General features: G+C 60.7%; 16 protein-coding genes. 9 read left to right on the top strand and 7 right to left on the bottom strand.

What is annotated here, in order from left to right; translation table 11 throughout:
- Nucleotides 1-184: 184 nt before the first annotated feature.
- On the top strand, nt 185-604 hold the full coding sequence (locus NJLHNGOC_RS13655) for a hypothetical protein (protein ID WP_206059800.1): 420 nt from the start codon (nt 185-187) through the stop codon (nt 602-604).
- 112 nt (nt 605-716) lie between these two features.
- On the opposite strand, the gene NJLHNGOC_RS13650 is transcribed toward NJLHNGOC_RS13655, so the two are convergent.
- On the bottom strand, nt 717-1694 hold the full coding sequence (locus NJLHNGOC_RS13650) for a hypothetical protein (RefSeq protein ID WP_113596857.1): 978 nt from the start codon (nt 1692-1694) through the stop codon (nt 717-719).
- Between the two features lie 117 nt (nt 1695-1811).
- On the opposite strand from NJLHNGOC_RS13650, the gene NJLHNGOC_RS13645 reads away from it, so the two are divergent.
- From NJLHNGOC_RS13645 to NJLHNGOC_RS13625, 5 genes are all read left to right on the top strand, one after another.
- Nucleotides 1812-2201, top strand: coding sequence for a hypothetical protein (locus tag NJLHNGOC_RS13645; protein ID WP_133258755.1), 390 nt, complete (start codon nt 1812-1814; stop codon nt 2199-2201).
- Between the two features lie 57 nt (nt 2202-2258).
- Nucleotides 2259-3170, top strand: coding sequence for a polyphosphate kinase 2 (ppk2, locus tag NJLHNGOC_RS13640; RefSeq protein ID WP_113596855.1), 912 nt, complete (start codon nt 2259-2261; stop codon nt 3168-3170).
- 65 nt (nt 3171-3235) lie between these two features.
- Nucleotides 3236-4045, top strand: coding sequence for an acid phosphatase (locus tag NJLHNGOC_RS13635; RefSeq protein ID WP_113596854.1), 810 nt, complete (start codon nt 3236-3238; stop codon nt 4043-4045).
- 84 nt (nt 4046-4129) lie between these two features.
- Nucleotides 4130-5233 carry a glycerophosphodiester phosphodiesterase family protein gene (locus tag NJLHNGOC_RS13630; protein ID WP_113596866.1) on the top strand — a complete coding sequence of 368 codons (1104 nt, stop codon included), beginning with the start codon at nt 4130-4132 and terminating at the stop codon, nt 5231-5233.
- 346 nt (nt 5234-5579) lie between these two features.
- Nucleotides 5580-6608 carry a hypothetical protein gene (locus NJLHNGOC_RS13625; RefSeq protein WP_239021542.1) on the top strand — a complete coding sequence of 343 codons (1029 nt, stop codon included), beginning with the start codon at nt 5580-5582 and terminating at the stop codon, nt 6606-6608.
- Nucleotides 6609-6837: 229 nt separating this feature from the next.
- Here the strand turns inward: NJLHNGOC_RS13625 and NJLHNGOC_RS13620 are convergent, their stop codons facing one another.
- From NJLHNGOC_RS13620 to NJLHNGOC_RS13595, 6 genes are all read right to left on the bottom strand, one after another.
- Nucleotides 6838-9162 carry a xanthine dehydrogenase family protein molybdopterin-binding subunit gene (locus NJLHNGOC_RS13620; protein ID WP_113596852.1) on the bottom strand — a complete coding sequence of 775 codons (2325 nt, stop codon included), beginning with the start codon at nt 9160-9162 and terminating at the stop codon, nt 6838-6840.
- Nucleotides 9155-9628 carry a (2Fe-2S)-binding protein gene (locus NJLHNGOC_RS13615; RefSeq protein ID WP_113596851.1) on the bottom strand — a complete coding sequence of 158 codons (474 nt, stop codon included), beginning with the start codon at nt 9626-9628 and terminating at the stop codon, nt 9155-9157. Before NJLHNGOC_RS13615 ends, NJLHNGOC_RS13620 begins: the two co-directional genes overlap by 8 nt.
- A 21-nt stretch (nt 9629-9649) precedes the next feature.
- Nucleotides 9650-10978, bottom strand: a complete 1329-nt coding sequence (locus NJLHNGOC_RS13610; RefSeq protein WP_113596850.1) for a cytochrome c — start codon at nt 10976-10978, stop codon at nt 9650-9652.
- A gap of 430 nt (nt 10979-11408) precedes the next feature.
- A complete protein-coding gene (locus NJLHNGOC_RS13605) occupies nt 11409-13775 on the bottom strand; it encodes a glucose/quinate/shikimate family membrane-bound PQQ-dependent dehydrogenase (RefSeq protein WP_113596849.1) in 2367 nt (788 codons plus the stop codon).
- A 173-nt stretch (nt 13776-13948) separates the two neighbouring features.
- Nucleotides 13949-15430 (bottom strand): mannitol dehydrogenase family protein, encoded by a 1482-nt coding sequence (locus tag NJLHNGOC_RS13600; protein ID WP_113596848.1) that lies wholly within the window; start codon nt 15428-15430, stop codon nt 13949-13951.
- Nucleotides 15431-15824: 394 nt separating this feature from the next.
- Complete coding sequence (locus tag NJLHNGOC_RS13595; RefSeq protein ID WP_113596847.1) at nt 15825-16553, bottom strand: SDR family NAD(P)-dependent oxidoreductase; 729 nt, start codon at nt 16551-16553, stop codon at nt 15825-15827.
- A 241-nt stretch (nt 16554-16794) separates the two neighbouring features.
- Between NJLHNGOC_RS13595 and rpmI the strand changes: the two genes are divergently transcribed.
- The 3 genes from rpmI to pheS all read left to right on the top strand — a co-directional run bounded on the left by rpmI (nt 16795) and on the right by pheS (nt 18642).
- Nucleotides 16795-16998: a 50S ribosomal protein L35 gene (rpmI, locus tag NJLHNGOC_RS13590; protein WP_012554749.1), complete on the top strand. Its 204-nt coding sequence runs from the start codon at nt 16795-16797 to the stop codon at nt 16996-16998.
- Between the two features lie 14 nt (nt 16999-17012).
- Nucleotides 17013-17369 carry a 50S ribosomal protein L20 gene (rplT, locus tag NJLHNGOC_RS13585; protein WP_110526387.1) on the top strand — a complete coding sequence of 119 codons (357 nt, stop codon included), beginning with the start codon at nt 17013-17015 and terminating at the stop codon, nt 17367-17369.
- 202 nt (nt 17370-17571) lie between these two features.
- A complete protein-coding gene (pheS, locus tag NJLHNGOC_RS13580) occupies nt 17572-18642 on the top strand; it encodes a phenylalanine--tRNA ligase subunit alpha (protein ID WP_113596846.1) in 1071 nt (356 codons plus the stop codon).
- Nucleotides 18643-18645: the final 3 nt, after the last annotated feature.

Genomic DNA, 18645 nt, shown 5'->3' with positions numbered 1-18645 from the left:
TCAACGAGCCTGAATCACATCCTGACACTCATATCAATGGGTCCTGAGCCTAACAGGTGAATGCCTCAGGCAGGGACGCCATACCGGTTTATGGTATGGGAAACAGGCTTGAAACAGATAGAGTGACGACGTGTCATGGTTCTGCCGTGATGATGTCTGAGGCTGCCGCCACAGGAGGATCAAGGTGAAACACACGAAATTCTTGACGGGGGCTCTGCTCGCCATTTCGCTGGCAGCAACGCCTGCGATGGTCACGTCGGTGGCCTATGCGCAGCATGGCCCCGGTGGCGGCGGTGGCGGCGGTGGTGGCCATGGTGGCGGTCCGGGTGGCGGCGGTGGCCCGGGGGGTGGACACGGCGGCGGCTGGGGTGGCGGTGGTCCCGGTGGTGGACGCGGTGGCGGTCCCGGCGGTGGCTGGGGTGGTGACCGTGGCGGCTGGGGCGATCGCGGTGGCTGGGGCGGCGGCGGCTGGCGTGGCCCGGGCTGGGGCGGGACCGTTCCTTATCCGTACCCATATTATGGATATCCCGGCTATTACGGTTATCCCGGTTACTATGGATATCCCTATGGCGGATGGGGCTGGGGTGGCTGGGGCGGATGGTGAGCATTCACGCCCGCTGATCTGATCCCGGTGAGGGTGGGGGAAAGCGCAGGCGGACCTCCACCTCCCGGGTTTTTATCTGCCGCGCCGGCGTGTCATCTGTCGGCGCATCATTTCAGGCACATCGTCGTGGCAGATATGAAATGACCCGGTCCAGCAGCACGTCCATGTCCGGACGCACGATCGGGTCGATGCAACTGGTGACATAGGTCCTGGCGCGTCGCTTGATGATATTGGCCTGACGCAGGGTCATGTCCTGCCTGTCGTTTTCCTGCAGCATGTCGGCAATCGTCATGCGTTGGCAAAACGCGGTGCGGGCAATGCCAAAGGCGATCCTGTTCAGGATCTCCTCAAATTCCCGACGGCCGAATTCCGACCTGCAGGCATGTAGCTGCGTGCTGGCCTGCACATACATGTCCATGGCGGGATGGCTGCATTGCCGGTGAAAGTGGCGTCGATGCCATGCGCGCGCCCGGATATGTTCCTGATGGGCGGTTTCATATTCCCGCACGGTGGCATGGCAGTCGCTCATCCGGGCATGCGCGGCGCGTGCGGCAAGCCATGCGCTGGCGAAATCGGGGCAGGTCAGCCCGTTCCAGACCGGTTCGGCCCCGGCCGGTCCGATGGCAAAGCGGAATCCTCGCTGACCATCAATCCCGTAAATGATGGATGCGGCAGGTTCCTGTGCCGTTTCCTGCCCCAGCACAAGGATATGCCCCCCATCGCCCGCATGCATGTGGCGTTGGACCGTCAGCAGGTCGAACAGGGATTCATCGTCAATCGCGCGTTCGATGTGGGCTTTTACATATGTCATGAACAGCGGATTTCGAACGCCGGCAAGGCTGCGCGGGCAGAAATGGAATCCCCACCAGCGCGACATTTTCAGAAGGTGGAAGGCCAGTTCATTGCGCAGGCGCGTCAGGTCCGGCGGATTTTCACCTTCGTCACACAGCGCCTGGATATCGCGGAACCGCGTGACAAGCCTGTTGGCCTGCGCCCCAAAGGACAGACGGGGATCACGATAGTGAAGGAACGAGGCCGGCCGCGAATGTTCAAGGTGCCATTCGGGGGTGCATCCAGTTGTTTCGGACATGATGGATCGGGTCCCTGCACTTGAAAAAAGATGCGGTATCGCCCGGAAGAGGCAGGACGATACCGCAAAGTTTTCACGGCGGTGGGGTCGGGAAATCGACGGTTGGGGAACTGTCTGATGCGCCGTGAGTTCCTTTCTCATAATGCGAACGAATATCAATTGCAACAAGAAAGTGGAGGTGCCACCTGTCCGCCCGGCAGAGGAAAGGGGGGCACAGGAATTCATCGCGGACATGAATGTTTCCATGTCGAAATGTATGTTCAAAAATTCTTCATACTTCGTGGGAACTGCCTGATATACCTGTTCAGGGTGCTGAATTTTCAGGAACAGCAGGTCATGAAAGATGCGTCCGAACAGAAAAATCCGGATATTCATGAAGGAGGACGTCGCCGACCTGTTCCGATGCGCAGGACGGGCAGGGACGGACAACCAGCGGAATTGACGCCATCGCCCTGCGTTACTTTCCCGGCGGATGACGAGGAATCCTTTCTTCATGACGAGTTCTGAAGGAATTTCCCATCCTCGATTGTCACAGATATGTTTTTGCGAAGTGATCGATCCCTCATGACCCGGATGCCCCCTGATGATCGTCTGTCGTGGGACAGGATACGCCTGCGTGAGGAGGTCCTTGATGACATCGATGAGGAAATCGAGCTTGAGCTCGATGATGTCCGTCTGGGGACACAGGAAGACTGTGATCCGCTGGATTTCCGCAAGACGTATTTCCGCGAACTGCTGCGTCTTCAGGGGGAACTGGTGAAGTTGCAGGACTGGGTCAAGGAAACCGGCCACCGGCTGGTGGTCATCTGCGAAGGGCGCGACGCGGCGGGGAAGGGCGGCGTCATCAAGCGCATTACGCAGCGTCTCAATCCCCGCATCTGCCGCGTTGCGGCCCTGCCCGCGCCAAATGATCGGGAACGCACGCAATGGTATTTCCAGCGTTACGTAAGTCACCTGCCTGCTGCTGGGGAAATCGTGCTGTTTGACCGGAGCTGGTACAACCGGGCCGGGGTCGAACGCGTGATGGATTTCTGTACTGATGCGGAATACGAGGAATTCTTTCGCTCCGTTCCGGAATTCGAGCGGATGCTGGTACGCAGCGGCATACAGATCATCAAATACTGGTTTTCCATTTCCGACGATGAACAGGAACTGCGTTTTCGCGCCCGTATGGAAGATCCGCTGAAGCAGTGGAAACTGAGCCCGATGGACCTTGAAAGCCGCAGGCGGTGGGAGGCCTATACCCTGGCCAAGGAAATCATGCTGGAACGTTCGAATATCGTCGAAGCCCCCTGGTGGATCGTGCCTGCGGTCAACAAGAAGAAAGCGCGGCTCAACTGTATCAGCCACCTGCTTTCACAGGTTCCGTATGAAGAAATCGAAAAGCCGGAAGTCATCCTGCCCGAACGCGTGTTCAATCCGGATTACCTGCGTCAGCCCGTGCCAGACGACATGATCGTTCCAGAGGTGTATTGAAGAGGTTCATGCATCTGGCATGATCGGGTTGCTGCGTCATTACGATTTTACTGCTGTGGAATGTCATGCGAAAATATTGTCTGTCTTCTGTAATCCTGGCCTCGCTTCTGGCGGTTTCAGGTCCCTCGCTGGCGCGGGCGTCCCAGAACGGGGGCACGCCTGAAACGGGATATCTGGCACCCGATGCGCAACCCGATTCGACCCGTATCCTGCCCCCGCCGCCACAGCCCGGATCAGCCCGGCAGGCGGCGGATACCCATGCTTTCGAGGTCACGCGAGGACTGGCCGGCAGTGCACGATGGGCCCTTGCGACATCCGACGCCAACCTGCGCATGGATGGATTGCTGCATGCGTTTTCCTGCGCCGCCGGTTTTACGATCGATGCGGGCAGGGCGCCCCGTCTGGTGGCGCTGATCCACAGGATGGATGTGACCGAAATTCCCGACATGCGCAAAAGCAAGGCGTACTGGCATCGGGCCCGTCCTTTCGTGGGCAATACGCAGCCGATCTGCACCGAAAGCGACCGTGCCCATCTGGCGACGTCGGGATCCTATCCCTCCGGTCATACCATGTATGGCTGGAGTACCGCGCTTGTGCTGGCGGAACTGCTGCCTGATCGTGCGACCCAGATCCTGCAGCGCGGGCGTGTCTTTGGCGAAAGCCGCATTATCTGTGGCGTTCACTGGGCCAGCGACGTTCTGGAGGGGTATGTAACAGGGGCCGCCGATATCGCCGCGATGCATGGAAATGCCGCCTTCAGGACGGATATGGAGGCCGCGCGGAGCGAACTGGAGGATCTGCGCCATACGGCCCCGAAGCCCGAGGCAAAGGCCTGCGCGATCGAGGAAGATGCCGCCACGCATTCTCCGTTGTAAGAACGGGGGGGAACACTCATCGCCCCGACCTGATTTCATGATCGGGGCCGGGTCCGGCAAAGGTTGGTTTTCATGAATGGACGCATGCTGACACGCAGGCAGGCGATGGGGCTTGCCGGGACTATCGCAATGTTTTCGGCACGCCACGCATATGCGGCGCCATCGCTGGTGCCTGTTCCCCTTGTCATGGCGCATCGGGGCGCGTCGGCGCTGCGGCCCGAACATACGCTAGCATCCTATGCCAGGGCCATCGCGGACGGGGCGGATTATATCGAGCCCGATCTTGTCCCGACGCGCGACGGGGTGCTTGTCGCCCGTCATGAAAGCAATATCGCGACGACCACGGATGTTGCCGATCATCCCGAATTCGCGTCCCGCAGGCGCACTGTCATGATTGATGGCGGGACCGAAGCCGGATGGTTCACGACCGATTTCACCCTTCAGGAACTCAAGCGCCTGCGTGCGAAGGAACGTCTGGCGGAGGTACGCGCCCATAACACCCGCTATGATGGACATTTCGATATTCCGACATTTGAGGAGATCATTGATTTCGTTGCGGCGGAGGCCGCAGCGCGGGGGCGGGAGATCGGCCTGATTCCCGAAATCAAGAACTCGACCCATTTTCACCAGATGGGATACGCGCCCGAGGACATGTTCCTGCAGGTCATCGCCGCGCATGAATATACCCGTTACTGCCCGCTGGAGGTGCAGTCCTTTGAAAGCGGAAACCTGAAGTTTCTTTACGACCGGGTGAAAAACATAAATCCGCAGGCGCGCCTGATGTTCCTTATGGGGGAGCGGGGAGAGCGCGTGCCCGACACCCTGAGGACGGAACAGGGAAAGACATTCGGGGAACTGATGACGTCGGCGGGATTGCAGCAGGTGCGTCGTTATGCCGATGTGATCGGTCCGTCGAATGCGGATATCATTCCCCGTGATGCCTCTGGCGCCTGGCTGCGCCCTTCATCCCTGATCGAGGACGCGCATCGCGCGGGCCTGCTGGTGCATTCCTATACTTTCCGGCCGGAAAACCGATTCCTGCCGCTGCAGTTGCGAAATGACAGGGGGGATAACGTCCGTAACCCGCAGGGTGCAATCGCTGAAATCCAGCGATATCTGGATCTGGGGCTGGATGGTTTTTTCACGGATGATCCCGCGCTGGGTCGTCAGGCCATCGGCCTTGGGTAACACAGGCAGGATATTTTGTAACTTTTTTTGTGAATCAGACCTTTACTTTCCCCGATTACGAAATGTCCGGAAAGTAAGTCATGTTACTGAACGTTTCCATATCATGTATTCAGGCACTAGGGACTTCTCTGGAAATATATGAAAAGGTATTGTAAATCCGGCTGCGTCAGAAAATGTTTTTGCAGGTGGATCCATCTTGTCGATAAAAATCGGGTTTCTTTTCAACCACGACAGTATCCATCAGATTTCACATACGGCGCCCATTATTTCCGAAATTGCCCGTATGGGGGGGCATGTTACTGTCATTGCATCCAGCAGGACACAGATTGAACATCTGACGAAAATAATGGGCGATGTCGCCGATGTGGAATTTGTCCATATCGATATCGGCCGGGTTGCCAAAGCCGTCGATGTACTGGCCCGTCAGATCATTCCCTTCCGGCGTATCGCCAGCCTTCGGGAAAATCTGAAGCTGTTTTCCAGCTTTGATGCCCTGGTCGTGCCGGAGACGACTTCGGCGCTGCTGAAAAGTCATTTCGGGCTGAAACAGCTGAAGCTGATTTACCTGCCGCATGGGGCAGGGGACAGGTCGGTCGGGTTTCGTGATGTCACGCGCCATTTCGATCTTGTCCTGCTGCCAGGTACCAAAACTCGTGATCGCATGCTGGAACGTGACCTCATACGACCCGACAGTCACGCCGTCGTTGGATATCCAAAATTCGACCTCATCGACCTGACGGATCGCAAGCGTTTTTTCGACAACGATCGCCCCACGGTCCTGTACAACCCGCACTTCGATCCGCGCCTGTCTTCGTGGTGGGACATGGGCCTTCCGGTGCTGGAATGGTTCGCGCGGCAGGACCGGTACAATCTGATTTTCGCGCCGCATATCATGCTGTTCCGGCGGCGGTTCCATACATCGGTCGAACATCGCAAATTGCGGCACAGGATCAGCATACCGGAAAAATACCGGCATTTACCCCATATCCTGATCGATGAGGGAAGCAGCCATTCGGTGGACATGTCCTACACCCGCTCGGCTGACATTTACCTCGGCGATGTCAGCAGTCAGGTTTACGAATGGATTCATCAGCCACGTAGCTGCATTTTCCTGAATGCTCATGCCGCCCAATGGCAGGACAATCCCAATTATGCCCATTGGGAACTGGGACAGGTCATTGACCGCATCGCGGATCTGCCAGCAGCACTTGAAAAGGCATGCACCCTGGACGAGGTTTTCAGAACCCGCCAGACGAAGGCCTTTGAACTGACTTTTTCCCTTCAGCCGGACAGATCATCCGCCCAAAGGGCGGCAGAGGCGATCATATCCTTTCTCAGTTCCGGATCCGTCCCCCGGGATCTGGAGACTGTTTGAAAATAACTTCTTGATAAAACGACAAAAGTTTTTGGGTGTCGGCTTTTTTCAAAGCGGCGACGTTCTTTGAAGCTTTTGCAAAAGCTTCACCAAAAACTTTTATAATTTCAGGGTGTTATCGGCCTGGCCTTTTCAAACAGTCTCTTGGGGGACCGGCCCTGAATCAGAACGGGCCTGACGCATGGTGCGACAGGCCCGTTCCGGATGGTGGGTTATTTCAGGAAAGCCGTCAGCTTCCCTGAAGCCCCCTCAGCACATCGGCCGGACGGACCGGCATGTGGCGCAGGCGGACGCCTACCGCGTTAAAGATTGCATTGCCAATGGCCGGCCCCACAACCGTGGTTCCGGGTTCACCCAGTCCCATTGGCTTTTCAGTGCTGGGCAGGAATTCGATATCCATTTCCGGCGTATCGGCAATCCGGAGCGGGGTATAGGTGTTCAGGTTCCGGTCAACCGGCTGCCCGTTGACGATTTCCGTATTTTCAAACAGCACCATGCTCAGGCCCCACAGCGCGGCGCCCTCGGTCTGCGCGCGTGCGCCGTCGGGATCGACCACGGTGCCTGCATCCACGACAATCGTCAGCTTTTCACACCGCACCACGCCGGTGGACCGGTCAACATGCACCTGCGCACAGCATGCGATCCATGTCGGCATGCCGCGTTCCTGACCTGCCGTGGTGCAGATGCCCAGCGCCGTGTCCTTGGGAAGCGTCTGCTTGCCCCAGTTCACCTTTTCCGCCAGACGACGCAGCACCGCAGCCTGTCGCAACGCGCCGCCAACCGCGTCGGGGGCCTCGCCCTTGTTGCGACCGGTCGCCGTCAGGATATCCAGACGGAACTGGACCGGATCCTTTTTCTGGGCATGCGCGACTTCGTCAAGGAAGCATTCCACCCCCCAGCTGGTCCAGCCGGGACTGACCGAACGCAGCCAGCCGGGACGGAAAGTCTTTTCCGCCAGATCGTTACGCAGCGCGCGAACACGGAACGCACCGACTTCGTACCAGTGATCGGCGCCCGCGATGGCGAACTGGTCATAAGGCACGTCATTCACGCCCTTGGACATGAATGCCTCGGCCATGACGCCCGTGGGCCAGCCAGCCGCTGCCTGGTAATCCATGGCGGTAATCTTGCTGGAGGCATCGAACGCCATACGCACCCGCTGCACGGAGGGGGAGCGGAAGGAGTCGAATACCATGTCGTCCGAACGCGTCAGGATCAGCTTGACCGGCTTGCCACCCAGCGCCTTGGACGCCAGCGCGGCCGGGATCATGTAATCCCCGTTCAGGCGACGCCCGAAACCACCGCCCAGCAGATAGCTGCGCAGCAGCACCTTGCTTTCGGGGACTTCCAGCGCCTTTGCCAGGGTCGGCAGGATCAGTGACTGCCACTGGTTGCCCGCATGGATTTCATAAACGCCGTCCTTGACGAAGGCGAGGGCGTTCGTGGGTTCCAGCTGGTAATGCAGGACGGAGGCGCAGGTATATTCCTTGTCCATGACGGTATGGGCGGAGGAAAAAGCCGCATCCACCCCGTCATCGTTAAAGACGTAAACGCCGCCTTCCTTGTGGTTGATCAGCTCGCGACCGCGATCCTGGATGTCGCGTTCGCTGACATGCGCGGTTTCGCCGGGGATCCAGTCGACCTTCAGCGCGTCGGTCGCGCGGATCGCGGCGCTGTAGCTGCTTGCCAGCACGACGACCCATCCCTGAACGACCTCGGACGGATCCTCGATCTTCAGGTAACGGATATATCCCTTGACCTTGCGCGCTTCGCTGTCATCCACCGAACGCACCTTGGATCCGTAACGGGTGGGCGGCATCTTGGGACGCGCGTACACCATGCCTTCGACCTTGGCGTCGATGCCGTAAATGGCCTCGCCCGTGGTCTTGGAAGGAATGTCGAGCGCCTTCTTGAGCTCCGCGTTGCCGATCAGGCGGCGTTCGCTGGCGGGCTTGAGCGGCAGCTTCGCCATTTCCTCCGGCGTGAAGGAATGGCTGGGATGGCCCTGCGCCACGATGTCGCCAAAGCTGATCTGCTTGCCATTGCTGGCCGAGACGACGCTCTGGCTGACGGTGCATTTGTCCGGCGTCGTGCCCAGCAGCCGCGCGGCTTCCTCCACCAGTGCGGTGCGCGTCGCCGCGCCCGCCTGACGGAAGACATCCCACGTCATCCATACGGACCAGCTTCCGCCGGTGACCATCAGGCCCCATTTGGGATCGGTATCAACGTAATTGATACGGACCTTTTCCCAGTCAGCTTCCATCTCGTCCGCGATGATGCGGGCAAGGGCGGAACCGATATGCTGGCCCATTTCCGCGCGGATGATGTTGACGGTAATTTCCCCATCGGGGGCGATCGAACACCAGATGGTGGGTTCGAACGCGCCTTCCCCGGGTCCGGATTTATCAAGCGGGAAAATCTGATTGGCCGACGCCTGCCGGGCAAAGCCGAACATGACGCCCGCCCCAAGCGAGGTGACAAGGAAGCCGCGCCGGGAGAGGCCCTGTCCAGCGCTGGAACCCTTGCCGGTAAGAAAACGGTTCAGTCTACCCATTTGACGAATCTCCGCGTGCGGCTGCCGCGGCCTTCTTGATGGCCTCGCGTATGCGAATGTAGGTCATGCAGCGGCACAGGCTGCCGGCCATGACCGCATCGATTTCCTCATCCGTGGGGGAGGGATAATCCTTCAGCAGGCTGACGGCCTGCATGATCTGTCCGGACTGGCAGTAACCGCACTGGGGCACCTGCAATTCCCGCCAGACAACCTGGACGGGGTGATTGCCTTCGGGATCGAGTCCCTCGATCGTGGTGATGTCGGCACCTTCGGCGGCGCTGACGGGCGTGATGCACGAACGCGTGGCGCGACCGCCGATATGCACGGTGCAGGCGCCGCACATGCCGATGCCACAGCCGAACTTCGTGCCGGTCAGGCCGACTTCGTCACGGATGACCCACAGCAGGGGGGTATCTTCCGGGACGTCAACGGTTACTTCCCGTCCATTGAGGTGAAAGGTCGTCATGTTCTAGCTCCGTCTTTCATCTCAATGCGAAGAGGCGACAGGAGAGGCAACCAGTGTCTTGCGGACATCAGCGGCTTTCTTCTCAAGGTCGGTCCAGGGTTTCAGGGTTGTCCGGGTGGCGCGCAGGTAGGCCGCCAGACGCGCCAGATCCGCATCCGAGAAGGAATGGTAGAAACTGGGCATCGAGACGGTGGAAATACCTTCCGTCGTTCCAATTCCACGCAGGATCACCTGGAACAGGTTGGTCGGCTCATCCAGCCACAGCGCGTTGTTCAGCGCCAGATCGGGGCGGCCTTCCACCGGCTGCGGGCCAGCATTGGCATGGCACGCGGCGCAGGCGCCGGCATACAGGCGCGCATTCGGGTCCGTCTGCGGTCCCACCAGATCACGCATGGAGGCCTTCATGGCCCATGCAATGGCCTGCGGATCCTGGCTGACGCGGGTGGATGCCTTGTCGATATCCGCCAGGTAATGCGCGATCGCATGCACGTCGGATTCGGGCATTTCGCTCAGGCCGCCATGGACGACAGGCGACATGGGACCGGCGGCGCTGCCATGCAGCGGGGCAGAGCCATAGCGCAGGTACTTGAAATACTCATCCTCGGTCCAGACGACCGGGGTGGGATTGTGTTCGTTAAGCGGCGGGGCGATCCAGTTGTCCACCGGCGCGCCGTCATAGGGAGCGCTGCTCTTTTCCGCGCCCATCGCGTTGCGCGGCGTATGACATGCGGAGCAGTGGCTCAGCCCCTCCGCCAGATAGGCGCCACGGTTCCATTCGGCATCCTTGGCCGAATTGTTCTTCAGCGGACCTTCATGCAGGAACAGAAGCTTCCAGCCGGCCTGCTCCAGGCGGATGTTGAAGGGGAAGGCAACCGTATTGTCGCGCTTGACCGAATGGACCGGCTCCCGCGTCATGAGGAAGGCATAGACATCGTCGATGTCCTGATCCGTCATGTGTGTGAAATGGTCGAACGGGAAGGCAGGGAAAAGCTGCGTTCCATCGCGCGAGATACCCTTGCGCATCGCACGCTTGAACGCCGCTTCGGACCAGTGGCCGATCCCGGTTTCCGGGTCGGGCGTGATGTTGGAGGAGAAGATGGCGCCAAAAGGCGTGTCCATCTTGTAATCGCCCGCCAGTTCCACGCCACGCTTGCCGTCGGTGCGCGTATGGCACTCGGCACAGTAGCCACCGGCCGCAAGGATGCGCCCGTGCTCGATCTGGGCCTTGCTGAAGGCTGAGGGAGGAGGCGGAGCAACCGGAGCAATCTCCGGATACCACGCGTAAGCAAGGAATCCGACGCCTCCGGCGACACCGATTCCCACAATCGCTGCTGCAATGCGTTTAATCACGATGTTCTCGCGGTTGTGAAAGTCATCATATCACCCCGTATCATCCGCCCCGAGTTTCGGCGCTACGTCTTCAGAAACAATGAAATCGACGTGCCGTTGCACATTGATTTCCGGCACCGGATCGGCGCTGACGCGTCATGGCGTCGCCCTCGCGGCGGACAGTAAGTCTTCTGTTTCCTAATCAAGGGCTTCCATCCAACGTAAGATGAAAACGCTGATAAGACTTATTTGGATTTTTAATCCCCATAGGAGAAAATCTGTAAAAGCCTGAATAAGTGGCGATTACAGGGGCCTGCTGGCGGATGGGGCGCAGGGACGTGGGCTGGAAATAATCTTCCACGAACTGTGTCTATATCCGCTTATATACAGACATGGCCCGGCCGGTCAAGCTGGGGCGACACGAATGCCGCCCCGTTTTTTTCGCCTGATCTTATTCCGGCAGGCTGTAGGCCACCACGTAATCGCCCAGCTTCGTGCCGAACGATCCATGGCCGCCATCGGCCGTCACGATGAACTGCCGTCCATTGACGGAATAGCTCATCGGCGTGGACTGTCCGCCGGCGGGCAGGCGATCCTGCCACAGCTGCTGTCCCGTCGTGACATCATAGGCGCGGATGTAATAATCCAGCGTCGAGGTCAGGAACGCCACGCCACCGGCGGTGGTCAGCGGGCCGCCAAGGCTGGGCACGCCCATCTTGAACGGCAGCGGCAGCGGCGCACTGTCACGGATCGTGCCATTGCGGTGCTTCCACACGATCTTGTTGGTGCGCAGGTCGATGCCCGACATGTAGCCCCATGCCGGCTGCTTGCAGGGCAGGCCCAGCGGCGACAGGAACGGGTGCAGGTCAACGCCAAAGGGGGCGCCGAACTGGGGCTGCACGCCACTTTCGCTGCCCGAGGGCAGGGATTTGTCAGGTGTCGCGGGGTTGTTCGGGCCACGCGGGATCAGGGTGGAGACGAACGGAATGGCGATCGGGTTGGCGATCGCGACCTGCCGGACCGGATCGACCGCCAGGCCACCCCATTCGAACATGCCAAGATTGCCGGGGAACACCAGCGTGCCCTGGAGCGAAGGCGGCGTGAACGGTCCCTCGTAACGCAGCTGGTGGAACATGATGCGGCAGATCAGCTGATCGAACATCGTGCCGCCCCACATGTCGGCGTCCGTCAGGTTCTTCTTGGGACGGAAGGTGAGTTCGGAGAAGGGCTGCGTTGCCGACAGATGGTCGCCTGGCGCGGCACCCTGCGGGACCGGACGTTCGGGCGCGGGCACCACCAGCTTGCCATTGCGACGGTCCAGCACGAAAATGTTGCCGGTCTTGGCCGGGGCATACAGGGTGGGGATGATTTCCCCTTCCGCATTGCGGATGTCCACCAGACTGGGCTGGGAGGGGATGTCCATGTCCCACAGATCATGATGGACGGTCTGGTAGCTCCAGGCCAGCTTGCCGGTGGAGGCATTCAGCGCGACGATGGAACTGGCATACCGTTCCGCATCGGCATTGCGGTTGCCGCCCCAGATGTCGGGGGTCTGGACGCCCATCGGGATATAGACCAGGTCCAGTTTCGGGTCATAGGACGCCGTGATCCAGGAATTGGGCGAATTCGGCACGAAATGATGCTGTTCCGACGGCATTTCGTTCGGATCGGGGTTGCCCGGATCGAACGCCCATTTCAGCTCGCCCGTATTGACGTCGAAGCCACGGGTCACGCCAGAAGGTTCATTCGTGGAATAGTTGTCCGTCACCGCGCCGGAGACGATGACCATGGTGTCCGTCACCACCGGCGGCGAGGTCGGTTCGTAAAAGCCCGCCGTTTTGACGGTCATGCCATCCTTCAGGTCGATTTCGCCGTCATTGCCAAAGCCATGGCACCGCTCCCCACTATGGGCGTCAAGCGCGAACAGGCGTCCATCGTTGGTGGGCAGGAAAATGCGCTGTGCGCATTCGGTGGGCGCGGCCGCATCGTCAGCCTTGGCCTCGTGATAGGAAACACCACGGCAGGTCAGATGCTGGAAGGTGGGGTTGTGGACGATTTTCGGATCGAATTTCCACCGCATCTTGCCGGTTGCCGCATCCAGCGCGAAGAGGATCTGGTGCGGGGAGCAGAGATAGACCGTATCGCGGATCTTGATCGGCGTGACTTCATCCGTCGTTTCGCCCGGATCGCCCGGACCGCGCATGTCGCCAGTGCGGAAGGTCCATGCCACTTTCAGCTTGCTGACATTGGCGGGCGTAATCTGTTTGAGCGGGGAAAAGCGGTCGCCGAATTCCGTACGGCCATAGGCCTGCCAGTCCTCGTCCGGCATTTCGCCCGCATCGCCGGGCGTCGGGGCGTTCTGCGCCACGGGGGGGAGCGCGCCCGCGACATCCTGCGGATCCTGCGTCAGGGCAACCACGACGACGACAATCGCCGCCACGACGGCCGCGCCAAGGGAGAAGCGGCCGGCGTTGCCCGGCGGGCCGAGGTGACGCGTCACCGCAGGCAGCAGGAGCAGGATGCCGATCGGGACAAGGATGTCACCGCGCGGCGCCAGCGCCCAGAAATCGAAACCGACCTCGCTGACGGCCCAGACCATCGTGCCGATCAGGAAGATCGCATAAACGATGAGCGCTTCCTGCCGGCCACGCAGCAGCAGGAATGCCGTCACCAGCAGGGCGACGCCCGCGATCATGTAATAGAACGAGCCGCCCAGCAGACCCAGCCAGATTCCCCCTCCCAATACATAAAGGCCGGATATCGCGCATATGGCGATGGCGATCAGGAGGGTGGGCCCAAAGCGAGAAAATATATTCATAGTGTTCCTGAATTGAAGCGAAGCTGTGGCGAAAGACGGCTTTTTCAGGAGACAGCTTATAAAACGGCCCGGCGTCAAGAAGTTATTTCTGACAATGACGTGTCAACGCCTTCCGCCATGCGATGATGGCGGAAGGGCGGGAAAGCGCGATGCTGCAGGGGGAGGAAGGGAGATTATTCCGCAGCAAGGACGATATCAGCCAGCGTCCTGCGTGTTCCGTTCGTGCGGATCGACTGCCTGACCGTGCGGTAGTCACGGACGAAATCTTCGGAATCCGTCAGTTCCCAGCCAGAAAACACCGACATCCTGAGCCCGGCATTCACGTCCGGATCAAGGGCGAGGGCACGGTCATCTGCCGACAGGTGCGGTTCCGTCACCGTATAGGCCGCGCCGCTGTCATCATGCCCGCGCAGATATTCCAGATAGCATGCGATCAAAAAGGCGATGCGGATGGGATTGTGATGCTGACCCAGCACGCCCATCGCGGTCTCACGCACGAACATCTGCAGTTTCGAGGTGCTGTCGGAGGCAATGCGCAGCAGCTGGTCGCTGATGGCGCGATTGCGGAAACGCCGCAGCAGCAGCGCGCCATATTCATGCAGCGCCATGCCTGGCGGCGCCGTCAGCAACGGTTCCGCGTCATATCCCAGATACCGTTCCACCAGCGCGATCTCGTTCACGTCCTCCATGATATCGCTGACGATACGGTATCCCGACAGCACGCCCGACAGCCCCAGAAGCGAATGGGAGGCGTTGAGCATCCGCAGCTTCACTTCCTCATAGGGATGGACGTTATCGGTGAACTGCACGCCAACCGCATCGAATTCGGGGCGCCCGGCGCAGAATTTGTCCTCGATGACCCACTGGATGAAATCCTCGCAGAAAACGGGGATGCGATCATCCAGGCCACTGGCGGCATCCAGCCGGCGGACGTCGTCGGGGTGCACCGCAGGCGTGATCCGGTCAACCATGGTGCAGGGGAAGGTCACGTTTGCTTCCATCCACTGCGCCAGCGCCGCGTCGCGGGCTTTTGCCCATGTCAGGACGGCGGTGCGCGCGATATGGCCGTTCTGCGGCAGGTTGTCGCACGACAGGACGGTGAACGGGCCGACGCCCCGGTCGCGCCGCAGGCGAAGCGCCTCGGTCAGCACGCCAAAGGCGGTCTGGGGCACGGCACGTTTCAGGTCCTCGGCAATGAAGGGCAGGTCGATCGGAAAGTGCCCGTTTTCATCGACGTAATAACCGCCTTCGGTAATCGTCATGCTGACGATCCGGATCGCCGGATCGGCCAGCCGCTCGATCACGGCGGCGCGGTCCGCCGGTCCATAGACATATTCGACGATGGAGCCGATGACACGGACCGTATCGGGGGCGTCAGGGGCGCATTCGGTCAGGGAGTAAAGGCAGTCCTGCGCCTTCATCGCGTCCGCCTTGGCTTTTTCGGACGGGCTTTCCATCAGGCCGATCCCGACGATGCCCCAGTCGGACTGCCCCGGCCGCGCCAGGACGTGATCCACATAGACCGCCTCATGCGCGCGATGGAAATTGCCGACGCTCAGATGCGCGATTCCCGGCGTGACTTTTGCACGGTCATAGGCGGGAGTGGCGATGTTCGGCGGCAGATGGGGCAGGGACGTAGTATTGAGTGCGGTCATGACCAGTTTCCACGGCAAGGTATTCCCGACGCCTAGATCAGAAACAGGCAGGGATACAACCCGTGAAAACCGGATGTCAGCAGTGGGTTTTGGGCAGGGGCGGGCGCATTGGCTCTTTTTTGCGTGATGGGGCCACCCGGGGCCTGCCGATATTGACCATGACGAAGTATTTCAACGCTTTGCAGGCACCCCGATGACGTGAGCGGGATGGCAGTCCAAAGGGGAATGAAGCTTGGGAGGAATCCGGACTTCGCGTTGCGGGATGCTCCCCGTCGGGTGCAGCATGGCGCGGCAACCGGCATGCCGTCATGTATTTCCGCATGTATCCCCGTGGACTGGCCCGACCAGACTCCAGACTCAGGCCGGCCCGAACCACAGGGTGATGCATGATTCCTCAGGCGGCGAGGCCGCCGTCAACGGTCAGGGCCGCCCCCGTGATGTTGTCGCTCTCCGGCCGGGCGAGGAAGGACGCCATGGCCGCGATGTCGCCGGGCTTGCCATATTCCGGCACGCACAGGAATCCCCGCAGCATGTCGGCCGCCGCGCCGTCGGCGGGGTTCATGTCCGTATCGATGGGGCCGGGCTGGATCACATTGACGGTAATGCCATCCGGCCCGAGATCGCGGGCAAGGCCGCGCGCGAAGCCGGTGAGGGCGGCCTTGGTGGCGCTGTAGAGCGAAATGCCGGGGAAGGGGGCGCGTTCGCCAAACGTGGAGCCGATGAAGATGATCCGGCCGCCGCGCGGCATGTGCCTGACCGCCGCGATCGTCTCCAGCATGACCGCGCGCACGTTCAGCCCCAGCGTCGCATCAACCTGCTCCGTCGTCATGTCGCGCACCATAGCATAGGGATAGATGCCGGCATTGCAAACCAGGACATCCAGCCGCCCGAAATCGCGGGCCACCTGCCCGATCAGGTCCTCTGCCGCACCCGCACCTTCGCCCGCGCGATAGGCCCGCGCGGTGCGGCCCGTGGCGGCGATGCGCTCCACCGTCTGTTCCGCCGCCGTCGCATTGCGGGCATAGGAAATCGCGATGTCGAAGCCGTCCCGTGCCAGGGATTCGGCAATGCTTGCACCAATTCCGCGGCTGCCGCCTGTTACCAGTGCCACACGTGCTGTCATGGTCGGTTGCTCCCGTATCTGTCCGTTATTGTCGCGTTGCCGATCCTCCTTAATATCTTGTCGGGACCGAGACAACGCGACATCGGCCGATCAGGACTTGATTGCCGTCGCGGCGTTGTCTATAGGCAGCGATGTTCGCGCGTCCGGGCCTGATCAAGGGCATGCCCGGCCGCAATGTCATGTTCCCGTTCCGCCGTCCCCCGGGACGTGGCGGAATGTGAAAAATCGATTGGAGATGAAAATGCCCAAGATGAAGACCAAGTCGTCGGTCAAGAAGCGGTTCAAGATCACCGCGACCGGCAAGGTGCTGGCTGGCCCCGGCAACAAGCGTCACGGCCTTATCAACCGTTCGCAGAAGATGAAGCGCACCAACCGCGGTTCGCAGACGCTGACGGAAATGGATGGTCGCACTGTGAAGCAGTGGGCGCCCTACGGGCTGGCATAAGGAGCATCTGACATATGGCACGCGTCAAGCGGGGCGTTACCTCACACGCCCGTCACAAGAAGGTCCTGGAACTCTCCAAGGGGTATCGGGGTCGGTCTTCCACCAATTATCGCATCGCGCTCGAACGGCTGGAAAAGGCCCTTCGCTATGCCTATCGCGATCGCCGCAACAAGAAGCGTGAATTCCGCGCCCTGTGGATCCAGCGCATCAATGCCGCCGTGCGTGAGCATGGCCTGACCTACAGCCGTTTCATCAACGGTCTGGACAAGGCAGGGATCGAGATCGACCGCAAGGTGCTGGCCGCCATTGCTTATGACGATGCCGCAACCTTTGCCGAAATCGTCAAGAAGGCGCAGGCCGCTCTGGCCTGAACCTGCTCTCCACCCCGTGTGGTGACAGGTCCGCGAAACGGGTCGTCCTGCCGGGCGGCCCGTTTTGTTTTTAGTTCAGGTGCGTTCCGGCCCGCGACAGTGGCGATTGTCGGTCCCACCCCAAGTAATCCAGTGACCGGCATGGCCGCCATGTGTCAAATGCGCCTCGGCCAGCCTGTCAGGTGAGCCTGTGCGAGGTAGCATGAGTGACGATCTCGAAACCCTGAAGCAAGACACCCTCAGCGCGCTGGCGGCAGCGTCCGACCTGCGGGCATGGGACGAAGTGCGCGTCGCGACGATGGGCAAGTCGGGACGCCTGACCGGCCTGCTGAAGGGACTGGGCCGGATGTCGCCGGAGGAGCGCAGGCTCCGTGGGGGCGCCCTGAACCGTCTGCGCGACGAACTGTCGCGCGTGATCGCCGAGCGCGGACAGGAGCTGGAGGCACAGGCCCTCAACGCCCGCCTTGCCGCCGAACGGGTTGACGTCACGCTGCCCGCCGCCCCGCAGCCCGAAGGCACGCTCCACCCGATCACCCGCACGATCGAGGAAATGAGCGCGATTTTCGGGGCGATGGGATTCAGGGTCGCCGAAGGTCCGGATATCGAAACCGACTGGCACAATTTCGCCGCCCTCAACACCCCCGCCCATCACCCGGCCCGCACGGACCAGGATACCTTCTACCTGCCGCACGAAGAGGGGCAGGAGGCCGAGCGCGTGCTGCGCACCCAGACGTCTGGCGTGCAGATCCGCACCATGCTGTCGCATGAGCCGCCCATCCGCATCATCGCGCCGGGCCGTACCTATCGCGCCGATCATGACGCCACCCATTCCCCCATGTTCCATCAGTGCGAGGGACTGGTGATCGACCGTGGCATCACGCTGGGTCACCTCAAGGGCTGCCTGTCGGATTTCCTGCGCGCGTTCTTTGCGCAGCCCGACCTGCCGGTACGTTTCCGTGCCTCCTATTTCCCGTTCACCGAACCGTCGATGGAGGTCGATATCGGCTGGTCGCGCAAGACGGGACAGATCGGCGCGGGCAGCGACTGGCTGGAGGTGCTGGGGTCCGGCATGGTGCATCCCCGCGTGCTGGCCAACTGTGGCCTCGACCCGCGTGAGTGGCAGGGATTTGCGTTCGGCATGGGGGTCGAACGGCTGACCATGCTGCGTCATGGCATTCCCGACCTGCGCTCCTTTTACGAAAGCGACGTGCGCTGGCTGCGTCATTACGGGACCAGCCCCCTGTCACCCGCCCTGCTGCATGAAGGTCTGTGATTG

The sequence above is a fragment of the Novacetimonas cocois genome (genome assembly GCF_003311635.1).
Taxonomy (GTDB): Bacteria; Pseudomonadota; Alphaproteobacteria; order Acetobacterales; family Acetobacteraceae; genus Novacetimonas; species Novacetimonas cocois.
The sequence above is the reverse complement of the archived record's forward strand: the minus strand, read 5'-3'. Positions and strand labels throughout refer to the sequence as shown.

Bases quoted from the DNA above. Each gene is read 5' to 3' on its own strand.
- NJLHNGOC_RS13650 (WP_113596857.1), bottom strand. From the start codon at position 1,694: ATGTCCGAAACAACTGGATGCACCCCCGAATGGCACCTTGAACATTCG.
- NJLHNGOC_RS13645 (WP_133258755.1), top strand. From the start codon at position 1,812: ATGCGCCGTGAGTTCCTTTCTCATAATGCGAACGAATATCAATTGCAA.
- ppk2 (WP_113596855.1), top strand. From the start codon at position 2,259: ATGACCCGGATGCCCCCTGATGATCGTCTGTCGTGGGACAGGATACGC.
- NJLHNGOC_RS13635 (WP_113596854.1), top strand. From the start codon at position 3,236: ATGCGAAAATATTGTCTGTCTTCTGTAATCCTGGCCTCGCTTCTGGCG.
- NJLHNGOC_RS13630 (WP_113596866.1), top strand. From the start codon at position 4,130: ATGCTGACACGCAGGCAGGCGATGGGGCTTGCCGGGACTATCGCAATG.
- NJLHNGOC_RS13625 (WP_239021542.1), top strand. From the start codon at position 5,580: ATGGGCGATGTCGCCGATGTGGAATTTGTCCATATCGATATCGGCCGG.
- NJLHNGOC_RS13620 (WP_113596852.1), bottom strand. From the start codon at position 9,162: ATGGGTAGACTGAACCGTTTTCTTACCGGCAAGGGTTCCAGCGCTGGA.
- NJLHNGOC_RS13615 (WP_113596851.1), bottom strand. From the start codon at position 9,628: ATGACGACCTTTCACCTCAATGGACGGGAAGTAACCGTTGACGTCCCG.
- NJLHNGOC_RS13605 (WP_113596849.1), bottom strand. From the start codon at position 13,775: ATGAATATATTTTCTCGCTTTGGGCCCACCCTCCTGATCGCCATCGCC.
- NJLHNGOC_RS13600 (WP_113596848.1), bottom strand. From the start codon at position 15,430: ATGACCGCACTCAATACTACGTCCCTGCCCCATCTGCCGCCGAACATC.
- NJLHNGOC_RS13595 (WP_113596847.1), bottom strand. From the start codon at position 16,553: ATGACAGCACGTGTGGCACTGGTAACAGGCGGCAGCCGCGGAATTGGT.
- rpmI (WP_012554749.1), top strand. From the start codon at position 16,795: ATGCCCAAGATGAAGACCAAGTCGTCGGTCAAGAAGCGGTTCAAGATC.
- rplT (WP_110526387.1), top strand. From the start codon at position 17,013: ATGGCACGCGTCAAGCGGGGCGTTACCTCACACGCCCGTCACAAGAAG.
- pheS (WP_113596846.1), top strand. From the start codon at position 17,572: ATGAGTGACGATCTCGAAACCCTGAAGCAAGACACCCTCAGCGCGCTG.